The organism is Reichenbachiella sp., assembly GCF_039941815.1.
In the GTDB taxonomy this organism is placed as follows: Bacteria; Bacteroidota; Bacteroidia; order Cytophagales; family Cyclobacteriaceae; genus Reichenbachiella.
The window spans coordinates 314,493-336,167 of sequence record NZ_JBDVDW010000065.1; the positions used below are offsets into that span (position 1 = coordinate 314,493).

Consider the following 21,675-nt stretch of genomic DNA (forward strand, 5'->3'; position numbering starts at 1 on the left):
CTATGGATGAAAATATCAAATCAGTAGTCGACAAGTGGCTGAATAGCAACATCGACGAATCAGACAAAGAATCAATCAAAGCACTTATCGAAAGTGGCAATGATACGGAATTGACAGATTCCTTCTATAGAGAACTGGAATTTGGTACTGGTGGGCTACGTGGAATCATGGGCATCGGTAGCAACCGAATGAACAAATACACGGTGGGTAGTGCCACTCAGGGACTGGCCAATTACATCAAGGGGCAGTTTGCCAATGAACAAGTATCCGTTGCAATCGCGCATGATTCTCGAAACAACAGTCGGTTTTTTGCGCAAATAGTGAGCGATATTTTTTCAGCAAATGGCATTAAGGTCTATCTTTTTGATGATTTGAGACCTACTCCAGAATTATCCTTTGCGATTAGAGAACTGGGATGCAAGAGTGGTATAGTAGTAACGGCGTCACACAATCCCAAGGAGTACAATGGATACAAAGTCTACTGGGATGATGGCGCTCAGATCATAGAGCCACACGATAACCTGATCATTGAGGAAGTTAGAAAAATCACTAGTTTTGACCAGATTAATTTTAAGGCCAATCCTGAGTTGATAGAATCCATCGGTGAAGAAATAGATGAAAAATATCTTGACGCTGTTTCTAAATTAAGCCTATCTCCCGAGGCAATAAAGAATCAGTCTGATCTCTCCATCGTATTCTCTCCTATCCACGGTACAGGCATTACGCTGGTTCCCAAAATCCTTGAAAGATTCGGTTTCGATAATGTTACTATCATCGAAGAGCAATCCGAACCTGACGGAAATTTTCCAACCGTCGTGTATCCTAATCCTGAGGAGAAAGAGGCCTTAACGCTTGCTCTGGAGAAAGCCCAAGCCATAGGAGCAGAATTGGTGATGGCGACTGATCCTGATGCTGATCGTGTGGGTATTGCTATTAAAAATGAAACCGGAGGATTCTCACTGCTCAGTGGCAATCAGACTGGAGCACTACTCATCTACTATCTGTGCCTCAAATGGAAAGAGAATGGCAAGCTTGACGGAAGTCAGTACGTAGTGAAGACGGTGGTCACCACCGAGCTCATCAAAGACATCGCTACATATTTCGGAGTAGACTGCTTTGACACCCTGACCGGTTTTAAGCATATTGCTGGCCTCATCAAGAAACTGGAAGGTCAGCGAACCTTCATTGGTGGAGGCGAAGAAAGTTATGGGTACCTGATAGGAGATTTTGTAAGAGACAAAGACGCAGTAGCTTCTTGTGCAATGATAGCAGAAATGGCAGCTTGGGCAAAAGACAATGATAAAAGCCTCAACGAGCTACTGGACGAAGTATATTCGCAATTCGGAATGTATCAGGAAGACCTCATCTCTCTGACCAAAAAAGGTAAATCCGGGGCCGAAGAAATCGTGCAAATGATGCATACTTTCAGATCGAACCCACCATCGAAACTCGCAAATTCCGAAATTGAATGGTTAATTGACTATCAGGATTCTACGGCAAAGAATCTTTTGAGTCATTCTGAAGAAAAGATTAATTTTCCAAAGTCTAATGTTTTGCAATTTGTAACCAAAGATGGATCAAAGGTATCCATGCGACCATCCGGTACAGAACCCAAAATAAAGTTCTATATCAGTGTAAGGTCAGGTTCGGACTCAGAAAGAGATTTTGAGGAGGAAAGACAGCTACTAAATAACAAAATTGCGAAAATTAAAGAAGAGCTTAATTTACTGTAATCAACAAGCTCATTTTCTGGTATTTATGATAAATTTTGAATTTACCAGCCACTAATATTCATGAAAAAAAATGTTTTGAATATATTGCAATGAATTTGTGCATTAATTTGGATGAATAGCGATATTTTCGTCAAACATTTTAAGCATTGTTTATTTATCGAAAAAATGATTAAAATATTCTGAATATATTTATATTTCAATTCTAATTATTTTACCACCTGAACATAAATTAATTCAAATATGGTAGTGCCCTTTTTGCTCATCATTGTCGGTTTCGTAATGCTTATCAAGGGAGCCGATTTTTTAGTGAATGGAGCTTCCTCACTTGCCAAGCGATACAACGTTTCGGACATTGCCATAGGACTCACTGTTGTAGCTATGGGCACCTCCGCGCCCGAATTGGTGGTCAACATTATTTCAGGTGCCTCGGGTGAAAACGATGATATAGTATTTGGCAACATCATTGGATCGAACATATTTAATATGTTTCTGATTTTGGGTATTGCGGCCGTAATTTACCCATTGACTGTTCAGAAAAATGCACTTTGGAAAGAGGTGCCATACTCTCTATTAGCTACAGTAGTACTCTTCTTGCTTGTTAATGATCAATTAATACTTGGTGCTGATACCAATGCGCTGAGCTTGATTGATGGTGTCATTCTACTCGTTATGTTCGTTGCCTTCTTGATCTACGTCTTCCAAAACATGAGACGAACCGGAGATCTTGGTGGTGATATGGATGAGATTGAAATGTATGGTAGCCTTAAGACTACGCTCATGATTGTCTTTGGCATAGCAGGGTTGGCCATTGGTGGTCAGGTCATTGTAGACAACGCCATCATCATAGCCGAACATTTTAATATCAGTCAGAAAGTAATAGGGCTTACAATTTTGGCAGCCGGAACATCCCTGCCTGAGCTAGCCACTACCGCGGTAGCGGCGTTTCACAAAAAATCAGATCTGGCAGTTGGCAATATTGTTGGATCTAATATTTTCAATCTGCTTTTGGTTCTCGGAGCCACTGCAACATTGAACGCACCAATTTCATATGATTTAGATCTCAATCTGGATTTATATATTGTAATGATTGGAACTCTGATGCTGTTCATATTCATGTTTACACTCCAGAAATATAAGTTGGATCGAGCTGAGGGTGCTCTTTATCTGGTTGGATTTGTAGCTTATTGTGTATTCCTATACATGACTCGTCTGTAAGAAGACAATTCACCAACAGTCTTTCTTTTCTTTAACGATTATTAACACCTTTTAACGATCCGTTAACGGTACGACGTTTGTTCTTGTGATATTTTGCAAATGCATTTCTGCAAAGCAACCTTTTTTAATCTGCAAGCATTGAACAAGCAAGGATATATCTCAAATCAAAACATCATTTTGGACGACAGTCAACTAACAGACTTGTGCAAGGCCGGAGACTCAATGGCTCAAAAGGCACTATATGAAAAGTATGCTAACAAGATGATGCGTACATGCCTTCGCTATCTCAATGATGAGATGGAAGCTGAGGATGCTATGATCGACGGGTTTATGAAGGTCTATTCGAAAATTGACACGTTTGAATTTAGAGGTAAAGGAAGTTTGGAAGGTTGGATCAAAAGAATAATGGTAAACGAATCTCTCATGCTGCTTAGAAAAAGAAAGATGGATCAGGTTGAGCTGGACAAGGTTCATCACTTGTCATCTGGTCGTGAGAATGCCGAATCCCAGCTTATGGAAGAAACCATCGTCAATGTGATTCAGGATCTACCCAACGGATACAGAACAGTGTTCAATATGTATGTGATAGAGGGGTATTCACACAAGGAAATAGGCGAAAAATTGAATATCAGTGAAAATACGTCTAAATCTCAGTTAAGTAAGGCGAGAGCCTCTCTTTCCAAATCATTAACAGAAATAGGTGCAATATGAAAATCAACGGAAAAAATAAGTCTCAGTCCCATGATCAGTTAGATTCAAACGAGTCATCAACAGATCAGGTAAGCAAGCAAGCTGTTCGTGTGGTTGAAGAGGTGCCTGTCAAAAATTTTGATCCCCTAAAGACCTGGGAGAAACTATCACAACGACTGGGTCAGGTAGACAAACGATTCGTAACATGGGGACTTGCAATGGCGGCCTCCTTCTCTCTTTTAGTTGCAGCAAATTTATCTCTGCCTGAGTGGAATTTCATAAAAGATGAAATTGCTCCAAGCGCACAAATCGGAACAGGTGAAAAGATTGCTGAGTTGAGCAGAACACAATTAAGTCCGGTACTTATCAGTAAATTCAACGCTGTGCCTGTTTCGATGCCAATTTCAAAAAACCAAAGAATTCAAATCACTCCTAAACTGAGCCCAATAGAAAAAACAGTTTTGGTTCGTGACAAAAAAGAAATCCAGGAGGTAGAAATTTCTCCTTTGTCCAATCCATTTGTATCTGGATTTGCCAAAGTAAACTTTCAAGCTGAGGGGCTTACACCTGAGATGGGAATTGATTTTAAAGTAGCCGAAAATTACACCGCCAAGAGGAGAGAAATATACAAGTTAGGAGTATCTACACAAATCAATTTCACCAATAGCGAAACGAGCGAAAGGAAGATACATCCGCACACCTTTTTTAATTTTGAATTTACCTCTTTAAACAAGAAAACAAACAAGGGGTGGACTTCAAGAGCGGGTTATCTAATCAACCCGGATGGTCAACTATTTCAGGATACTACCATCAAAGTTTCACTATTCAGAAATCTTGGCAAGCACTTAAAAATTGGTCCTGAGATAATTTTTACCGACAACTTCAAAAGGAGCTACCCAAGCATCTCGCTGGTCTTGGGTTAGTTTATCAAGCGAATTGAAATTTCATGTATTTGATATTTTCTCCTTGATCGTAAAATAACTTTTCATATTTCGTCTTGACTCCAAAATGCTCGTCCATATATTCGGAGTTGTATAGGTCATGGGTATATTCAAGATTTTTCACTTCAATCTGCTTATTCTGAAACAGCTCAAGCGTGTAATCAAAAATAAAAGTATTGTCTGTCTTGAACTTTACCCACCCATCTTTGGAGAGTAGTTTTTTGTAGGTATTAAGGCATCTTGGACTTGTCAACCTTTTCTTTTCATCTTTGTCTTTGGGTCTTGGGTCGGGAAACGTCACCCATATTTCGCTAATTTCTTCTTCACCAAAATGATTTTCCAGTAGTTCGATCTGGGTGCGCAAAAATGCAACGTTCGACAGGTTATTTTCGACAGCATAAGAGCTACCTACCCATATTCTAGAACCTTTGATATCCACTCCTACAAAGTTAGTATCAGGCATGTGCTCACCAAGGCCTACCGTATACTCTCCTCTACCGCAGCCTAATTCAACGACCAGGTCGTTGCCATTTTTGAAATGGCGCTCTCTCCATTTTCCAATGAGTTTTCCAAAATTAGGTTTGCCATCTTCCACCACATTGTAGCGCTCTGCATTGTCTTGAAATCTTTCAAGTTTTTTTCTTCCCACTTTTTATATGTCTTTTATTTCAGCTACCACAAAGGTACTGCCTCCTACAAAAATTAAATCCTTCGGCCCTGCGTTGTTTATTGCTTGCTGATATGCCTGATCTACTGTCGCATATGTGGTGCCCTCGAGCCCATAGGGGCTTGCTTGCTTCCAAAGAGCTTCGGCATCCATCGCTCTAGGCACAGCTGCAGCGCAAAAGTAATACGTTGCGTCTTTAATCAATAATGGAAGTATTTTATCGATGGACTTGTCTACGACTGCGCCCCAAACGATATGTAATTTATTATAAGATAAATTTGAAATTTTTTCCATAAGCCAGCTAACAGCTTCTTCATTATGGCCGACATCGCAGATAGTTAGCGGGTTGGCCGACAGCGTCTGCCAACGGCCTTTGATACCAGTATTTGCCACTACGTTGGCAAGCCCATGTCTGAAATGCTCATCTGAAATGGAAATTTGCATGGCATTCAAAGCTTGAGAAACTCTAGTCACAGTACCTATATTTAGGTTTACTACTTCGGTAGCCAAATCTGATATATAATCCATTTCAGGTATTGAATCGTGATTAGGACCAATGACTTCAGCGCCTTTTGCACTACCCACCTCTCTGATGACTTTTTCCGCAGACTCGGGCAATTGCCCAATAACCATCGGTATATTGTCTTTAATAATTCCTGCCTTCTCTTTTGCAATGCTTTCGATGGTATCTCCGAGCATATCCTGATGATCCATGCTGATAGAAGTAATGACGGATAGAATTGGCGTAATGATATTAGTAGAATCCAAGCGACCTCCAAGCCCCGTTTCAATGACTGCAAAATCTACTTCTTGCTGAGCAAAATACTCAAACGCCATAATCACTGTTATTTCAAAGAATGACGGTGAAATTTTCTCTATATCAGCCTTGTGACATGTAACAAAATCCACAATGAACTGTTCGTCGACTTCTTCTCCGTTGATTCTGATTCTTTCTCTGAAGGATTTCAAATGAGGAGAGGTGTATAGGCCTACCTTGTACCCTGCGGTTTGTAATATCGATGCAATGATATGCGAAGTAGATCCTTTTCCATTTGTGCCAGCTACATGAATGGATTTGAATTTGGAGTGTGGATGGTCTAATACTTCGGAAAGAAGTAACGTATTCGTCAGATCTTTTTTGAATGCCACCTTACCTACTCGCTGATACATGGGCAGCTGAGTATATAAGAAGTCGAGGACCTCCTTATAGTTCATGATTTCTATTTGGATTGGATAATAAATGTAATTTTTCCTATAGATCTGGCAGCAGCTACCCTATTGTCTGATTTTCGACTGAAGGTAAGCTCCATTACTGCATCCCTGTATACCTTCTCTACCACAGGGGATACTGTTTTCTCTAAGGTTTTAATCCCAATAATCTCACCTTCTTCATCTATTGTGATTTCAAAAACTATCTTGCCGTTCTCAGAAGATTTGTCATCAGGCTCAGGTCTAAAATCCCAATCCCAGCCGGCCAATTCTAAACTTGAGCCGGTGCCGCCAGAATTCGTGCTGCTATCACTTTTCTTAAAGATTGCTCTTTCATCAATTTCCGGACTTTCGACAATTTTTTCTTCCGACTGCTCCTCTTCTGTTGGTTTTTCGGCCTCTACCGTCTGTGCATCACTTCCTTGATCTGGTTCGTCAATTATCTCTGGTTGATTGGCCTGCGCCTCTGTCGTCTCATCTACTATATCAGGGCTGTTGATGTCTTCGGTAATGGATTCTTGCGCCTCATTTTCCGTGGATTCCTGAATTGGTTCCTTTACTTCACTCGCAGCCTCTTGCTCTGATTGTTCATTAGCTTCTTCCACTTCGGCTTCTGCCTCCTCAGATTGCTCTTCCACCACTTCGTTTACTTGCTCTAGGTTATCTGATGGAGCTACTTCTGATCCCATAGAGAGCTCTATACCATATTCTGGAATAGGCGGATTGGGTTCTGTCCAAGCCAGAATAAGGAAAAAAGCCAACAATAGAGCCAAATGAATTCCGACTGAAATTGCAGCACTCAATTTTTGGTTTCTATTTTCTTGATTTTCCAATGTTAATCGGGTTTTGTCGCCAATGAAATCTTCGCCTTCAACTTGGTGGCTATACTGGCTACGTTTACCAAATGTTCTACGGGTACAGTTTTATCACAGTGTAGCACTACTACTCCTTCCTTATCACTAAGCTCTGCTTTCAATGTTGATTCCAGATGGCTAAATGATACTTTTTTATCATTTACATAGTAATTCAAATCCGGCGTAATCGTCACGCTGATCTTTTGCATTACGATATTAGAGCTTTTACTAGTGGGTAGATTCACGGGTAAGCCTGAGGGTGTAATGAAGGATGAGGTGAGCATAAAAAATATCAACAACAGGAAAATCACATCTGTCATTGAGGACATTGAAAAGGAAGATTCAACCTTATGTTTTGAATTTAGATTCATTTCTTCTGAGGTTCTTGGAGCAAATCAATAAAATCAATTGAGGTGTATTCCATACCATGAATAAGCTTACTTACTCTGGTCACAAGATAGTTGTAGGCCAGGTAAGTCAAGATCCCAACAAACAAACCAGCTGCAGTGGTGATCATAGCTTCATAGATACCGCTAGAAAGCAGTTTAGGGCTCACTGCCCCTTCTTCCTGAGCTATAGATATAAATGCTTGTATCATCCCTGTAACCGTACCTAGGAACCCTATCATAGGAGCTGCTCCTGATATTGTAGCCAAAAGGCCGAGGTTCTTCTCTAACTTGTATATTTCTATTTTACCAACGTTCTCGATAGAAGCTTCGATTGTTTTAAGTGGACTTCCGATCCGGGATATTCCCTTACCTATCATTCTGGCAATAGGTGTAGACGTGCTATTGCATAGCGTCATTGCGTCGGTGATACTTCCATTCAATACCATTTGCTTTATATTATCCATAAAGGCTTCAGGTGTCTTAGCTGCATCTTTTATGGTAAACAGGCGTTCCACAAAAATGTAAATTCCGATGATAGATAATATAAGAATGGGTATCATCATAAATCCCCCTTTAAATAGTAACTCCAAAACGGATAGTTGTTCCAGAGCCTCTTCTACAGGCACTTCCTGTAGCATAGTGCTGACAATCATATTTAACATTTGCATAAAGTGTTGTAAACAAAAAAAAGGCCAATTTGACCTTTTTTATTTTTTTGTAAGTATTACGGTAACGGGGTATCTACATCAATATTGCAGTGCCCATACTTCGTTTCCATATTGCCCTTTGAAGTTGCCCAACTGACTTGCAGCATCGCCATAACTGGCATAGTCTGCGATAGATACACGATATCTCTTGGACTTACCGTAAGGGTGTATGATTTTGACTCCATTTCCCTGACTACTCAGGACGGTGGCATAATCCATTGCCAGGTCTTCATCGATAAAACTTCCTATGATTACATATGATCTTGAAGTTCGTTCCTTCACCCTGATTATTTCACCCGGGTTTGCTGTAGCAACCTTAGGTTCAGGTTTTACCTCTACCGGCTTTACTTCCTTTTTCACCGGTGCAGGTGCAGGCTTGGTCTCTTCTGTTTTCGCTGGAGTAGTAGACTTAGGCTGCTCTGTCGGCGGTTTCTTGGTTCGTTTCTTTGGAGTCTCTTTTTTCGCTATTACTTTTTCTTCTCCGTTAGAGGTTGAGAAATAGTAGAATACTCCACCTATGATCGTAATGATCAATACTCCGATGATTATTACTTTAGCAAAACCTCCTGAAGACTCTTCATAAGAATAAGGCTTATAATTAGGGGGTAATGAAGGAGTCTCTGGCTCTTCAAATGCTGGCTCATCAAGGGAAACACTATCATTCGCAAAGATAGAATCTCCATCATTGGAAGAATCATCTGCTGCAAATAGCGAGGATCCGATGTCATCACTTCCTATATCTTCACTTGGGGTTGACGCTTCCATCGCTGAATCCCCTTCTTCCTCGTCATCAAGGATTCCAAGAGCGGCCAACTGATCTGGGCTATCAATGTTAGCCAAAAGATCGTCAGTATCCATCGAGTCGTCGGAGGACAGGTCAAGTCCTAAATCGTCAACCGATGATACATCATCGCTTTCACCACTTGGGCTATCACCGATCAGGTCGTCATAATTGATATCAGAACTAAAATCCGGAGACAATGGGTCTTCTTCTTCGTCACCAAGCCTATCAGAAATGAGCTGAGCGCTGTCCAGTACGTCTTCTACTTCCTCTATCCCATCATCCAGAGCAGATCCATCCGGCGGATCCAAATCACCCGGTTGTAACCCTGCGTCATCTGACGATTCTGGAACATCTATGTCGTCTAACACACTCATATCTATTCCTTCGGGCTCAGGAAGAGTTTGTTCTTCACTTTCTGATTCAGTATCTTCTGAGTCATCCAAATTGAAATCTAATTCTTGTAATTCATCAAATTCCAAATCTGGTAAACCAAAATCCTCATCAGACTGATTTGACTTGTTTTCTTCTTCCGAACCTTCGTTGAGTTTATCGTCGGCCATATCTAAGCAATTACCTTATTAATTAATATAAACTTATAAATCACACCTTAAATGTATAGAATTATTTTTAAATAACAACTTTATGGTGTCCTTTGTATTTTCCTATAAAATTATCTAATAATCAATCAAAATATTAATTTAATCCAATATATCTGCAATGAAATTATTACTAAATTCAAAATTACCAATTCGATGCTTCAGTGATTATTATTTGCTTTCTGGTCAAACTTTAATGGGATTGTTTCGGCGCTTCGCGGGACTGCTATTTATTGTGCTTTTGCAGATGGGTTGTGAGCGCAAATCTATAGAATTCGAAACCTTTGATAGCAGCCTTTGGGCAGCCGAGGGCGCCTGTAAGGAATATCGGATGAGCGTTATTGAGGCCATGGAGGAACAATTCGATCAGTTTTTAGGCATGAACGAAACTGAGTTAATCCAATATTTAGGTAATCCTGATGAAACTCATCTATATACTCGGGGTCAGAAATTTTTTACTTATCGACTCACTTGTGCTGATTCTACGTCGAACACCAAGATATTGAGAATACGATTTAGTGCACTGGATCAGATCAACGAGGTTCTTGTCCTTGATTGACATTGTTACAACGGCACCTCTACTTCTATGATTTCAGAGGCCCCAAAAAAACCTAATATCAAATCGTTTGGATCGTCTTGATTTTTCATGTTTCCTTCGATGATCCCTGGTTGAGTCCGTGGACTCAGGGTAGAACTACTGGTTTGTTTCTGGAGATTCTGATAAAAATCGTAGGCTCTCTTGGTCAATGACATGTGTTCGAAACTAGGCCTGTCTGATTGAGTAAAAACCACATTTCCAGCATCGTACTTAAATTTATTTCCATTTGTGAATCTATCATCAAACAAAACCAATTCTTCTGGCTGATTTCTGAGTTCACCATTTACATAAATCTTCCAACGGTAGTAGTTATCTACGTTAGGGTCATCATCGACAAAGGCCGAAACAAAGAAATTTTCATCGGTAGGGTCTATTTGGAAATCTGCAGGATCCGCAATGAAATTGATAAATGCGTCTTCAACGGGAGTCAAAGCCGGCATCAATTCCTGGGTAGATGTATAGGTTTGTTCCTCATGAATAATCGTCAGTTGATAAGTGTTGTTAGGCACGCCAATAAAAGTAGATGGGTCCGAAAAATACCGACCTGATTCAGTTACTTCTATAAAATCAAATCTATTCCCCATTTGATCCGTCACATAAACCTCCGCTCCGGTGATTGGCGGATATCCAGACTGATCAGAATATCCATTACTCAGGTTAAGTTTTATCTCATACGGCCTGGCCTCACTGGTGACCCATCCAAAGACTACTACACTTGAGGAACCGGTTCCGATATCCAAATTGATCTGATCTAAACAGGAGAATGATATCAAACCTATCAAACTAAAGACGATATGATGGGTGAAATTTCTCAAAACTTAAAGTTATAAGTGACAGAAGGGATCATCGTTCCTAATACCGACAGCTTTTCTACAATTGAAACGCCTGCTTGATCTTCACTTTCTCTAAAGTAATAAGCCTGCGCGTTTCTTCTGGCATATACGTTGTAAATCGAGAATACCCAGCTACTTTCTGCTCGCCTTTCTTTGCCATTTTTTCTGATTTTTTTCAAATTCAAGGTGGCCGCAATGTCAAGTCTATGATAGTCGGAGAGGCGATCCAGATTCCTGTCAGGATAATGCGGTACTAGTAGTCCATCTATTTCATACTTGGATGACGGGAAAGAGAACGGTTTGCCTGTGTAGTATACAAAACTTGAAGACAAGGAAAGGTATTCTGTGAGTTGGTATATTCCAGTAATCGCTATATCGTGAGTCCGATCGTAATTGGTAGGGAAAAAACTGCCTCCGTTAATCACCTCTTCCGGATGTGCGCCATTCACCTGCCTTTCGGATTTTGAAAGTGTATATCCCAACCATCCTGTAAGTTTTCCGAACTTCTTTTTTAAGAACAATTCCATGCCATAAGCTCTCTCATTTCCATTGAGTGTTTCGGTTTCTATGGACTCATTAAACAGGAGGTCGGCACCATTTTTATAGTCGATAACATTTTGGATTTTACGATAGTAAAACTCCAATGATAAATCCATATCAAATTTTTTCACATATTGATAGACGCCAATGGTCGTCTGATGCATAGTACTTGGAAGCAAGTATTCGCCACTGATTTGCCAAAAATCTGATGAAGCCGGCGACAAGGTATTGGACAGTAGATGCATATATTGTACTGTAGCAAAATGCCCAACTTTCAATGCTGTATTAGGATTGAGTTGATATTTGGCCGAGAGTCTGGGCAGAAAATTGTGATAGAATTTTCGCGCTCCGCTGGTTCCTGCTTCGATTGTGTCGATCCTTGAGTCTATTGATTTGGACACTGATGGGTCATAGATATATAAATCAGATTTTCCAAAATTGAGAAAACCAGAATATCTGGCGCCTATGGTAAGGGCAAGGTCTCCAAAATGTCGTTCGTTGGATACATATATAGAGGGTTCTATTCCCAGCTCATTATTCAGTTTGACGGGATTTTCAGAGGATCTTAGGCCGGGCACTCGCTCTCCCGGGCTCATCAGATGAGTAATGATTTCGCCTCCAAAGCCGAAAATATTTCTTGGACTATAGTAGGAGCTCATGTCAAACTTTGCCGCTAAATCTGATATTCGCGACGTACCTACAAAATTGGCTTCTTCACTTTCTTCTATTACGCGATATTCATATTGGCTGAAATACGTCGTAAGGTTCATAAAGTGCTTGGATTTATGAATGCGATTCCAGCGAACGGAGATGACTCTATTGCCCCATTTCTGAATGGCATCTATTCCAAATTGGTTGGCATCCGCCCCAAAATATCCTGAGAAGTAAATTTTGTTTGTGTTGTTTATATTGAACTTGATTTTAGTATTGATATCTTGAAAACTGACTCTACTATTTGCAAGTGTGGGGCTGTTAGAGTTTCTTAGGATTAAATCCCAGAAGGTACTTCTTGCAGAGAGTAAGTAGTTGGCATTTCCATCCATTATTGGACCTTCGAACATGATTCTACTGGTAATCAATCCTAACCCTCCTGAAAAATGAAAATCGTTTTCATTGCCTTCTTTCTGCCTGATGTGCATGACAGAAGAGCTCCTACCACCATATTTTGCAGGTAAATCTCCCTTCAGGATTTCGACGTCTTTGACGGCGTCAGGATTAAAAACTGAAACCAATCCGAAAAAATGGTTGGAATTGTAAATGACTGCTTCATCTAGCATAATAAGGTTGGCATCTGACGCACTCCCTCGTACGTTCACTCCTGAGACTCCCTCTCCTACATTAGATATTCCCGGAAGCAATAGAGAACTCTGAAAGACGTCTACCTCTGCTATATGTGGAATCTGACTAGCCATGTCCATGTCCAGCTTATTTGAACTGAGTAGCACATTTTGAGCTTTGATGTCAAAAAATTCTTTTTCTTCTACCGTTACGTTATCAAGCTTCTTGGAATTCTCTATCAATTGAAAATTGAACTGGAAGTCTTTGTTTAGTTCGATAGTATAGCTGATTGTCTTGTAACCAATAAATGATACCAATAGGTCATATTTCCCCTTTGGCAGCGTAAAGGCATAAAACCCATAGCCATTGGTGGCAAGACCTGTTTCTATATTTTTGATATACACAGTGGCTCCGATCAGCGCCTCACCGGACGATTCGTCTTCTACCAATCCACTCACCGAATATCTGTATTCATTCTCTGGCCGGTCATAGTATCGAATCATTAGCTGACCATTTAGATAAGCAAAATCTAAATCCTCATTATGACAAATTCGTGAAAGGACGTCTTTTACGTCTGTTTCCTTCGTTTTGCCAAACTCGATGACTTTGTCGAACGGGATAATATTGTCGTGATAGGCAATATTGAAACCCTGGTCAGGCAGTAAGGACTCTAATATATCTCTGGTTTTATATTTCTTTTTGTAAATAATGACTTCTCTCTCAAGGATAGAGTCTTGAGCACAAAGCTCACTGCTCAGAATGAGTAGTGAAATAAAGAAGAAAAAACACTTACTAGTAGTGGGGCGACGCAAATAAACCATTAAAAAGATGCAATTCTATGCCAAATTTAGGCATTGCATCTAAAGGGAAGAATTTATAACAAAAAAAAACCACGCATCCGGCGTGGTTTGTCCTTTGTACTTCGAGTTTCTTTATTAGCAGCCTGGTCCAGAAAGTCTAATGACTTTACCTTTCTTTTCGTTTTTAATGTTGGCTATGGCTTCTAATGTTGCTAGTATTTCATCTAAATCTTTGTTTTCAAAAGAGGATGTTATCAGACAGTTTTTGATGGTGTCATCGACTTTTATTTTTACATCAAAATGCTCGCTTAGTGTATTCACTACTTGTGATAAGGGAGAGCTTTTGAACACAAAATCCTTAGTCATCCATGATGCTGCATTATCATTAAAAGATTCGTTCTTGATCAATTGATTCTTTTCAAATGTAGCTTGCGTCCCTTTGTGAAGAACTACTTCTATTTCACGATCATCTGCTAGCGCGAAAGCCACACGCCCGCTTGTAACATTGATATTTGAATATTTTGCTGTGGAGATCAAATTGAAAGAAGTTCCAAGAACTTCTACCGTAGTTTTTTCACCTGAAATAATAAATGGTCTATTAGGATCTTTAGCAATATCGAAATAAGCCTGTCCGTCTAAAGTGACTACTCGTTCATCTTCATCAAAGGACTTTGAGAACTTGAAGACTGAGTTTTCATTCAACCAAACTACCGAACCGTCGGCTAGTTCTATCTTTCTGGTTTCATCATTTGAAGTGCGCTCCACTAAAAGATTTGAGTCAAATTGCAGTTCGTGTACCGCAAAGCCCAACCCTATAGCCAAAGTAATCATGGCAGCTAGTCGATATAGCCAGGTTTTGCTTGAAGATGATTTCTTGTTGATTGCATCAGATACTGTATCCCATGCCTGATCTACATCTGGCTGGAAGTATTCGGTATCAATAAGTGAGGCTTGATAAATTTTCTCAATTTCATCAAATGCTCTCTTATTCGCCTTGGACAGAGCTACCCACTGCTCCACCTGGAATCGCTCTGTCTCGTCGAGCTCTCCCTTTAAATAGGCCAATATGTTAAATTCCAATTCTTGCATTTTATTCGTCGTTCACTGATATGTCAAGCAAACCATTCGATCCCCCTATAAAAACTTAAATTAAATTCATTAAAACGAGTAACATTATTTTGTCCCATATAGGGTTGAGTTGTTCCCTCAATTTTTTTAAAGCAAGTCCAATTTGATTTTCAACAGTTTTTACTGAAATCTCCAACTCCTCTGCGATCTCCTTGTAGGTCATTCCTGCATTTCTGCTGAGGTTGAATATTATTCTGCACTTATTGGGAAGTCTCTGGATCGCCGAATGCACATGCTCATTGAGCTCACTCATTATTAAGTCTTGCTCCCGGTCTTCCTCCTCCATATAGCCAATGGATTCGAGGTCGACTTTCTTTTGTTCTTTGGGCAGTTGAAGCTTGAGATAATTGAATGATCTATTCCGAACTGCTGTAAACAGGTAGGATTTGATAGAGGTAGTGATAGTGAGATTTGATCTTCTCTCCCATATATTAATAAAGACCTCTTGAACCACCTCTTCAGCTATCTGTTCGTCTCGCACATATTTTAGGCAAAACTTAGTCAAGTCTGAGTAGTAGGTTCTAAAAATTTGTTCAAAAGCTCCCCTATCATGATTGGATAGGCGAAGTATCAATTCATCTTCGTCTGATATGTGCACTTATCTTGTTTAGGTATTATAGGCAAATGTAGTAGAATTACGAAATCGACCAAGCTAAGTTGGACTGATTCTACTGAATTGCGTCGAGGACATAGTTTCTAAGGAGGAACGGAGCCGTCACAGTGAAGTCTACTTGCTCGTTTTTACCTGTGATGGCTACCACCAAATCCAGATGCGGTATGACGTAGAGTCGCTCTTCTCCCACTCCGGCAGCAAAAAAAGCATCGTTTTGGCTGAGCGCACTGAGAAAATTGCTGGTGTCGGCATATCGCCACCACATCCATCCGAAATTGTTGGTATAGTCTACACTGGATTGAACATCGACAGATGCTTCGGCATATTCCTGACTGATGATTTCTTGTCCAAACCAGTCTCCTTCATTTAGGTATAAATAGCCGAGTTTTGCCAGATCAAGGGTAGTCATTGAAATCCCCCATGCATTGTTGGCATTGCCATTAAATTCGCTTATTTGAAAATCATTGACTCCCAAATCTTGAAAAAGCTCATCTTGTAGAAATGTCTTGTAGCTGTTTCCGTATTGACTTTCTATGGCAGCGGCGATAAGCAGAGGGTTGGCTCGATTGTGAGAGAATCGTCTACCAGGCAAAGCATCTACAGGCTTAGTAATTAGATATTCCACCCAATTGTCGCTCCTAATAATCTGATCAATATCGTTTTCCTGTCCGTCAAAAATGCTCGTAAATTCGTTCCAGCTTAATCCACTTTTCATCGTCATAATGTGTTCGAAAGTGATTCCTTTTTTTAGGGGGTCATCTTCAAACTCCTGCGCATACTCAGGAAGATATTTGTACAACGAATCATCCGTGGACAAAATTAATCCCATATCTACGGCTCGTCCCAGAGCAATATTTGAAATACTATTCCCAATGCCTCCAAGGTCAAATAATGTACTCCTATCAGTTCCGAAATAGTAGTTTTCGTAAACCAACTGACCTTCTTTGATTACTACAATTGAACTAACGGCCTCATTCGGATTTGTGCGAATAACCGAGTCCATAGACATCAAGCGGTCTGCATCTAGTGCTACGGAAGTAGGATGCGCTACTGGCCAGACATTTTGATCCGGCGGCAGTTCATCATAATAATAGCAACCAGACACGATCAAGCTAAAAATTAATAGAGATATGCTGAGGTAGACTTTCATCTGAATATTCCGATTTTAGCTACCAAACCATAGTTTATACCTTCAAAATCATCATTCTCAAGGCCTGTGATAGCTAGCCCGTTCATCCAACGATAGCCAGCAAATCCATTGATTACGAGGAAATCAGTCAGAATCAAATCCACACTACCCTGAAGCTGTACTATACCTATCCGATCCGCCAAAAATGGCTGGCCTGAGTCCACTTGATTCCATTTGACTTCTCCCCATCCAATTTTTGATTCAAGATTGAACTCGAACTTTTTTTCTAAATGGGTTCTGTAGCCAACTAGCACACCTGCATGTTTATAATTCATTTGGAAAAAATTAGGGAAGATGAGTTGTTCTCTAAAACTGTTGCTTGTATGACTGGTGCCATACATACCCAATTGCCAATGCCGCTTGAGAATGACAGCCGCTTGCAACCCAATGCTCGTAGTCTGTTCCGAATCCACCAATGCGTTTTCCACCACTCCTCCTATATATCCATATAGCTTCCTGCTTTGACCTTGTGAATCCAGCTGAAGCGAATCGGATTGTCCATAGCTCTGAAGAGCAATACAAACACCAAGAAGAAGTAAAATTTGTTTCATAAAATTATTCCCTAGGCTTACAACAATTGGATTCCTGCTATTGCCTATTGAAATATAAACTAAATTGACTGGAATCCGAATTGGGGCAATTTATATCTCACTCTAGCTACGTGAAACGACACATTTTGATACTTTTTTGTTTGTTCAAATTAAGCCTAAGCTTGTAGTCGCATTGGTTTTTCGGACATAAAATTCTATTATTACGTAACCAACCCTTACTACATTGGAAGAATATACAGGCCGAATACTCGAAGTCATAGCGACACTTATTCTGAGTTCATATTTCCCCATTCTGACTTATTCATTTTTCAAGTTTCGCCTGGTGCGAAAAAAAGAGGAGTTGATGCTTCTTATTGAGAGGCTGAACCTGACCGGAAGTATTAGTAAAGAAAATCTTCATGAAAGAATAAAGAAAGAATTTGCACCAGGGGATTATTTTCTTCCCCTGACCTTTCTCACCATGCTCACTTTTTTAGGCATGTTTATGTTGTTTCTCTCATGGGCGATCTATGGCATCGAGGGAGATTATTCAAGTGTCTTGTTTTCTGGAAATGAATTCTGGACCAAAGCGGACACCTTGCAGACTGAGCGGAGAAGTTTGGCGGTAATAGCCTTCGCTATTATGGGTGGTTATGTAAGTGCCTCGCAATACATTTATCGTAGATTTTCTACCATAGACCTTACACCAGGAAGTTTTTTCTCTGTGAGTTTACGAATAGTCTTTGCTACCCTTATTTCACTAATGATCATGTTTGTATTGTCTGACACCCCGATCGTAAACAGTAATGTCATCCTGGTACTGGCTTTTCTTACGGGCGTATTTCCAGACACGGGACTTCGAGTCCTAATGGAGAAGATCACAATTTTTTCATCTAAAATGGACGATCAGCATATCAATTTTCCTTTGGGCAAAATTGAAGGCATCAGTGAAATGCATAAGATCCGACTCAATGAAATTGGAATTGACAATGTTCAAAATTTAGCACAGTACAATTTTTTTATGCTGATCATCAAGACGCCGTTTGCAGTGCGTACCTTGCTGGACTGGGTGGCGCAGGCCAAATTGCAACTTGAGTTTCAAAATCAGACGGTAGAGCTTCAGAAAATAGGTGTTAGAAACGTGCTTGACTACATGGACGCATTAGTTGGTCACCCTGACCGATTCAAGGAGATTTCAACCATTTGTGACATTAATGAATTGGCGCTGAAAGTGAATTTCGAAAATATACAGAACGACGAGTCTGTTTCTCTTTTAATGCACTTTAGAAATAATTTAGAGAAGCTCAATATGAAGTAGCGAGAAACTCGTCACTAAGATACGTCTAGCATGTTTGGCACTTTTTCGTGAAGACGATTAAATTTCTTATCATATTTAGTCTTGATCAGAAGTAGTGCTACCTGGCAAGCCTTACTTATTCCCCACTTTTTTTGAGTAAATCTAATCAGTGTATGCGGATGAATTCTAATGAGATCGCCTTCCTTTTTTTTGGCACCCAGAGCCATAGACCAGTCGGGCACTAGTCGAAATTTTTTGTTACTCTTGGCTTCTTTCTTCATTGAAAAGGCTGATTATCTTATTAATCAAAGATATACTTCCAGACTAAAGAATCCAAAATAGAAAGGCCCTCCAGATGGAGAGCCTTTCATACACAGGTCTAATCCTATTCCTAAAAGTTAAATTTGATTTCTGCGCTGTACAATCGGCCGATAAATGGCGAAGCTGTAAACTCTCTCACTTCTGAGTCGAACAGATTGGTCACTTGTCCTGAGACGGTCATGTAGTCTGTGACATTATAACCAAGGCCGATATCAACATTGACGAATCCGCCAAGTGGCCCATAGTTCCAGGTATCTGTACTTCTGGCGTTCTCCACTATTGGGGTACCACGATAAGTCCAGCCTGGCTTAGTTTCTGATGCGATCTGATAACTTGAGTAATAGTTGTAAGCTTGCACCCACCTCATGAATATAGTACCAAACCATTTGTCTGACGCATAATTTAGTCCCAGACTCATTTTGTTTTTTGGTGAATTGACCAGGATGTCGAGGTCATTGACTTCTCCATCATTGTTGAAGTCATTTTCCAAATCGTTTTCATCCACTGAGTAGTTGAAGTAGGAATAGTTTAGATCCATACTCAAGTTGTCAGTAAAGTAATAATTGATTCCAAAATCTGCACCGTAGGTATTGACTTTACCAAAATTGATATAGGTTGCTACCAGACCGCCGTAGATTCCATATCCGGATTGCACCTGATCTATTGGCGTATCGCCCCTTTCAGTGGCTACGCCGACAACTGTCACTGGGCTCAGGAAATCTTTGGATATGTTGTAATAGGCGTTAGCATCGAGAAAGAGTCTGTTTGGCAATATTTGTCCTTTATAGCCCAGCTCAAACGTCTGTATCTTTTCTACTTTTTGCTTCTCTACTCTGGTACCATCACTCAATGTAAAACCAGCAGCATTTCCTAAAATCAAACCGCTGAAGAGGTCACCATACATGTTTAAGATAGTCGGTGCCGCTATTCCCTGACCATAAGTAAGCCTCCACGAGCCATTGCCCATGGTTTTAACAAGCCCGAGTTTCGGAACGAAATTGAAATCGTAGATTTCATGATTGTCCGCTCTAAAAGCACCTACGGCTTTCCATCCTCCGGCAAATTTATACTGTAACTGTCCATACCAGCCCATCTGATAGACATTCAGATCATCGGTATCGTCGAGCAGATAAGTATTATTACTATTGGCCATATCCTGTTGGTACTGAATTCCTGTGACCATCTCCAGGTCACCAAAGGCCTGATTATACTGTATCTCGCCATTTACCCTCTTGGAGTCGTCCTGAAAAACTGCACCACTGGCATATGAATTGGGACCACTGGCTTGTGCATGTGTCATGCCAGCGTCTCTGCCTCTGTAATATTGCTTGGTACGTTCGTCTATGGCATAGGTGCTATCCGTTTTACTGGAAGTATAGTATACCTGCGCAAACCAATTGTTGGACGTGAATCTCAAGTGCGTAAAGAAAATATTCCAGTCTTTGATCTGGTTTCTTCCGACGTTGGTTGGTGCAAGATATGTGCTATTGCTATAGCCGGAGGACAAAATCAAATCTGATCCTGCAGTTGGGCTGAAATACAAAGCTCCTTCTACCCTGTTGAAATTGAAGTCATTGTCCAATTCAAACTCTTCATAACCTTCTTTGATCCCGTCGGCATTTCTATCAATGTATACCGAATCCGCAAAGTTAAATTCTTCACCTTGCGTGTGCTCTGCTGTGAGCTTAAAGCTAAACTTGTCATTGATCACCTGTGCGTGTCTGGCACGAATCGAGAATACGTTCTGATTACCTACTCCGGCGGCCAAAGTAGTGCCTTCGGAAGTTCTTGGGTCTTTGGAAATAATATGCACCAATCCGTTGTGTGCATTAGGTCCGTACAGTGCTGAGTTGGGTCCCAGAATCACCTCTACCCGCTCGATATCTTCTTTGATCTGCGTATTGAGTGGTCCAAGTGGCAGGCCTGTTGCTATAAGTGACGCCAATCTCCCATCTGCAACTTGCAAATTTTTCGAGTTGAAATTACTATTAAATCCACGAATATTGACGCCCGTGCCTACGACTCCAGACCGTACATAATCAACCCCCTTGACTCTGGCCAGGAGTTCTCCTGGGTTAAAAGATGGTAGTTGTTCAATTTGTTTGGCCGTAATCACGCCGATAGTGGCTGGAGACTCCGTGAGCTTTTCAGCCATTCTTGTTCCAGAGATTACTACTTGATCACTCAAGAATAAGGACTCTTTCAAACTGATTGTTCCGATGTCCTGATCGCTTCCAGTCATTGTGACTTCCAGGCTTCGGTCTTTGTAGCCTACGTATGAAATGACAACCTCGTATTTGCCATCGGCCACGTTGTCAATTTTGAAGGTACCATCAGCTGCTGTAATGGTGCCTAGATTTGAATCAGTTAGTCTTACGTTTGCACCTATCAACGGCTCATCAGATCCGGCTTCTAATACCTTACCTGAAATTGTGCCTTGTCCTTGTGATTGAAAGCAAACGAAAAGAAGACTAACGAGCATAATCGTAAATGTTCTATTCATTGTTTTGTTTTTTAGTGTATCATCCTCAACCGATGTATCGTCGGCTAATTCTTTAAACTTAGAGAATGCCCTAACCTGATTTGGTAGATGGACTGAATACGAAAACATTGACTTTAGCTACTTTTTTCAATAATTATCAATTTAAATATCTAATAATCAAATACTTACAACTAATAATATAGGGTACGACTTAATTATGGGTAAATTTATCAGGATACACTGCCAAATTAAGCAATAATATAACTGAGTCCGAATCAGAT

20 protein-coding genes are annotated in these 21,675 nt (G+C 40.4%); 6 read left to right on the plus strand and 14 right to left on the minus strand.

From position 1 onward, the window contains the following. Window positions 1-2: 2 nt before the first annotated feature. From ABJF11_RS18510 to ABJF11_RS18525, 4 genes are all read left to right on the plus strand, one after another. The gene (locus ABJF11_RS18510; RefSeq protein WP_348121650.1) at window positions 3-1,733 is read left to right on the plus strand and encodes a phospho-sugar mutase; all 1,731 of its coding nucleotides are present in this window, start codon (window positions 3-5) and stop codon (window positions 1,731-1,733) included. Between the two features lie 240 nt (window positions 1,734-1,973). After that, window positions 1,974-2,948, plus strand: coding sequence for a calcium/sodium antiporter (locus ABJF11_RS18515; RefSeq protein ID WP_348121651.1), 975 nt, complete (start codon window positions 1,974-1,976; stop codon window positions 2,946-2,948). Between the two features lie 138 nt (window positions 2,949-3,086). Next, on the plus strand, window positions 3,087-3,659 hold the full coding sequence (locus ABJF11_RS18520; protein ID WP_348121652.1) for a sigma-70 family RNA polymerase sigma factor: 573 nt from the start codon (window positions 3,087-3,089) through the stop codon (window positions 3,657-3,659). Continuing rightward, complete coding sequence (locus tag ABJF11_RS18525) at window positions 3,656-4,561, plus strand: hypothetical protein (RefSeq protein ID WP_348121653.1); 906 nt, start codon at window positions 3,656-3,658, stop codon at window positions 4,559-4,561. Before ABJF11_RS18520 ends, ABJF11_RS18525 begins: the two co-directional genes overlap by 4 nt. Before the next feature lie 4 nt (window positions 4,562-4,565). Here the strand turns inward: ABJF11_RS18525 and trmB are convergent, their stop codons facing one another. The 6 genes from trmB to ABJF11_RS18555 form a co-directional block, all read right to left on the minus strand. Continuing rightward, window positions 4,566-5,228: a tRNA (guanosine(46)-N7)-methyltransferase TrmB gene (trmB, locus tag ABJF11_RS18530; RefSeq protein ID WP_348121654.1), complete on the minus strand. Its 663-nt coding sequence runs from the start codon at window positions 5,226-5,228 to the stop codon at window positions 4,566-4,568. A 3-nt stretch (window positions 5,229-5,231) separates the two neighbouring features. Beyond that, window positions 5,232-6,461 (minus strand): folylpolyglutamate synthase/dihydrofolate synthase family protein, encoded by a 1,230-nt coding sequence (locus ABJF11_RS18535; protein WP_348121655.1) that lies wholly within the window; start codon window positions 6,459-6,461, stop codon window positions 5,232-5,234. Between the two features lie 5 nt (window positions 6,462-6,466). Beyond that, entirely contained in the window at window positions 6,467-7,288 is an 822-nt protein-coding gene (locus ABJF11_RS18540) for a hypothetical protein (protein WP_348121656.1), read from the minus strand. A gap of 2 nt (window positions 7,289-7,290) precedes the next feature. Continuing rightward, window positions 7,291-7,680, minus strand: a complete 390-nt coding sequence (locus ABJF11_RS18545; RefSeq protein WP_348121658.1) for a biopolymer transporter ExbD — start codon at window positions 7,678-7,680, stop codon at window positions 7,291-7,293. Continuing rightward, a complete protein-coding gene (locus tag ABJF11_RS18550; protein WP_348121995.1) occupies window positions 7,677-8,351 on the minus strand; it encodes a MotA/TolQ/ExbB proton channel family protein in 675 nt (224 codons plus the stop codon). Before ABJF11_RS18550 ends, ABJF11_RS18545 begins: the two co-directional genes overlap by 4 nt. 93 nt (window positions 8,352-8,444) lie before the next feature. Then, entirely contained in the window at window positions 8,445-9,749 is a 1,305-nt protein-coding gene (locus ABJF11_RS18555) for an SPOR domain-containing protein (protein ID WP_348121659.1), read from the minus strand. 157 nt (window positions 9,750-9,906) lie between these two features. Here ABJF11_RS18555 and ABJF11_RS18560 point away from each other — a divergent pair, with 157 nt between their 5' ends. Beyond that, the gene (locus ABJF11_RS18560) at window positions 9,907-10,344 is read left to right on the plus strand and encodes a hypothetical protein (RefSeq protein ID WP_348121660.1); all 438 of its coding nucleotides are present in this window, start codon (window positions 9,907-9,909) and stop codon (window positions 10,342-10,344) included. A 5-nt stretch (window positions 10,345-10,349) separates the two neighbouring features. Here the strand turns inward: ABJF11_RS18560 and ABJF11_RS18565 are convergent, their stop codons facing one another. The 6 genes from ABJF11_RS18565 to ABJF11_RS18590 form a co-directional block, all read right to left on the minus strand. Next, window positions 10,350-11,198, minus strand: coding sequence for a DUF4249 domain-containing protein (locus ABJF11_RS18565; protein ID WP_348121661.1), 849 nt, complete (start codon window positions 11,196-11,198; stop codon window positions 10,350-10,352). Further along, entirely contained in the window at window positions 11,195-13,855 is a 2,661-nt protein-coding gene (locus ABJF11_RS18570; protein WP_348121663.1) for a TonB-dependent receptor, read from the minus strand. The genes ABJF11_RS18565 and ABJF11_RS18570 overlap by 4 nt, the downstream gene beginning before the upstream one ends. A gap of 114 nt (window positions 13,856-13,969) precedes the next feature. Then, complete coding sequence (locus ABJF11_RS18575) at window positions 13,970-14,914, minus strand: FecR domain-containing protein (RefSeq protein WP_348121665.1); 945 nt, start codon at window positions 14,912-14,914, stop codon at window positions 13,970-13,972. A 64-nt stretch (window positions 14,915-14,978) separates the two neighbouring features. Then, window positions 14,979-15,560 carry an RNA polymerase sigma-70 factor gene (locus tag ABJF11_RS18580; RefSeq protein WP_348121667.1) on the minus strand — a complete coding sequence of 194 codons (582 nt, stop codon included), beginning with the start codon at window positions 15,558-15,560 and terminating at the stop codon, window positions 14,979-14,981. A 70-nt stretch (window positions 15,561-15,630) separates the two neighbouring features. Then, window positions 15,631-16,725: a serine hydrolase gene (locus tag ABJF11_RS18585; protein WP_348121669.1), complete on the minus strand. Its 1,095-nt coding sequence runs from the start codon at window positions 16,723-16,725 to the stop codon at window positions 15,631-15,633. Continuing rightward, on the minus strand, window positions 16,722-17,315 hold the full coding sequence (locus tag ABJF11_RS18590; RefSeq protein WP_348121670.1) for a hypothetical protein: 594 nt from the start codon (window positions 17,313-17,315) through the stop codon (window positions 16,722-16,724). Before ABJF11_RS18590 ends, ABJF11_RS18585 begins: the two co-directional genes overlap by 4 nt. Window positions 17,316-17,538: 223 nt before the next feature. Here ABJF11_RS18590 and ABJF11_RS18595 point away from each other — a divergent pair, with 223 nt between their 5' ends. Then, entirely contained in the window at window positions 17,539-18,612 is a 1,074-nt protein-coding gene (locus ABJF11_RS18595) for a hypothetical protein (protein WP_348121671.1), read from the plus strand. 14 nt (window positions 18,613-18,626) lie between these two features. Here the strand turns inward: ABJF11_RS18595 and ABJF11_RS18600 are convergent, their stop codons facing one another. Continuing rightward, window positions 18,627-18,872 (minus strand): hypothetical protein, encoded by a 246-nt coding sequence (locus ABJF11_RS18600; RefSeq protein ID WP_348121672.1) that lies wholly within the window; start codon window positions 18,870-18,872, stop codon window positions 18,627-18,629. Between the two features lie 110 nt (window positions 18,873-18,982). Next, a complete protein-coding gene (locus ABJF11_RS18605; protein ID WP_348121673.1) occupies window positions 18,983-21,415 on the minus strand; it encodes a TonB-dependent receptor in 2,433 nt (810 codons plus the stop codon). Between the last annotated feature and the right edge of the window lie 260 nt (window positions 21,416-21,675).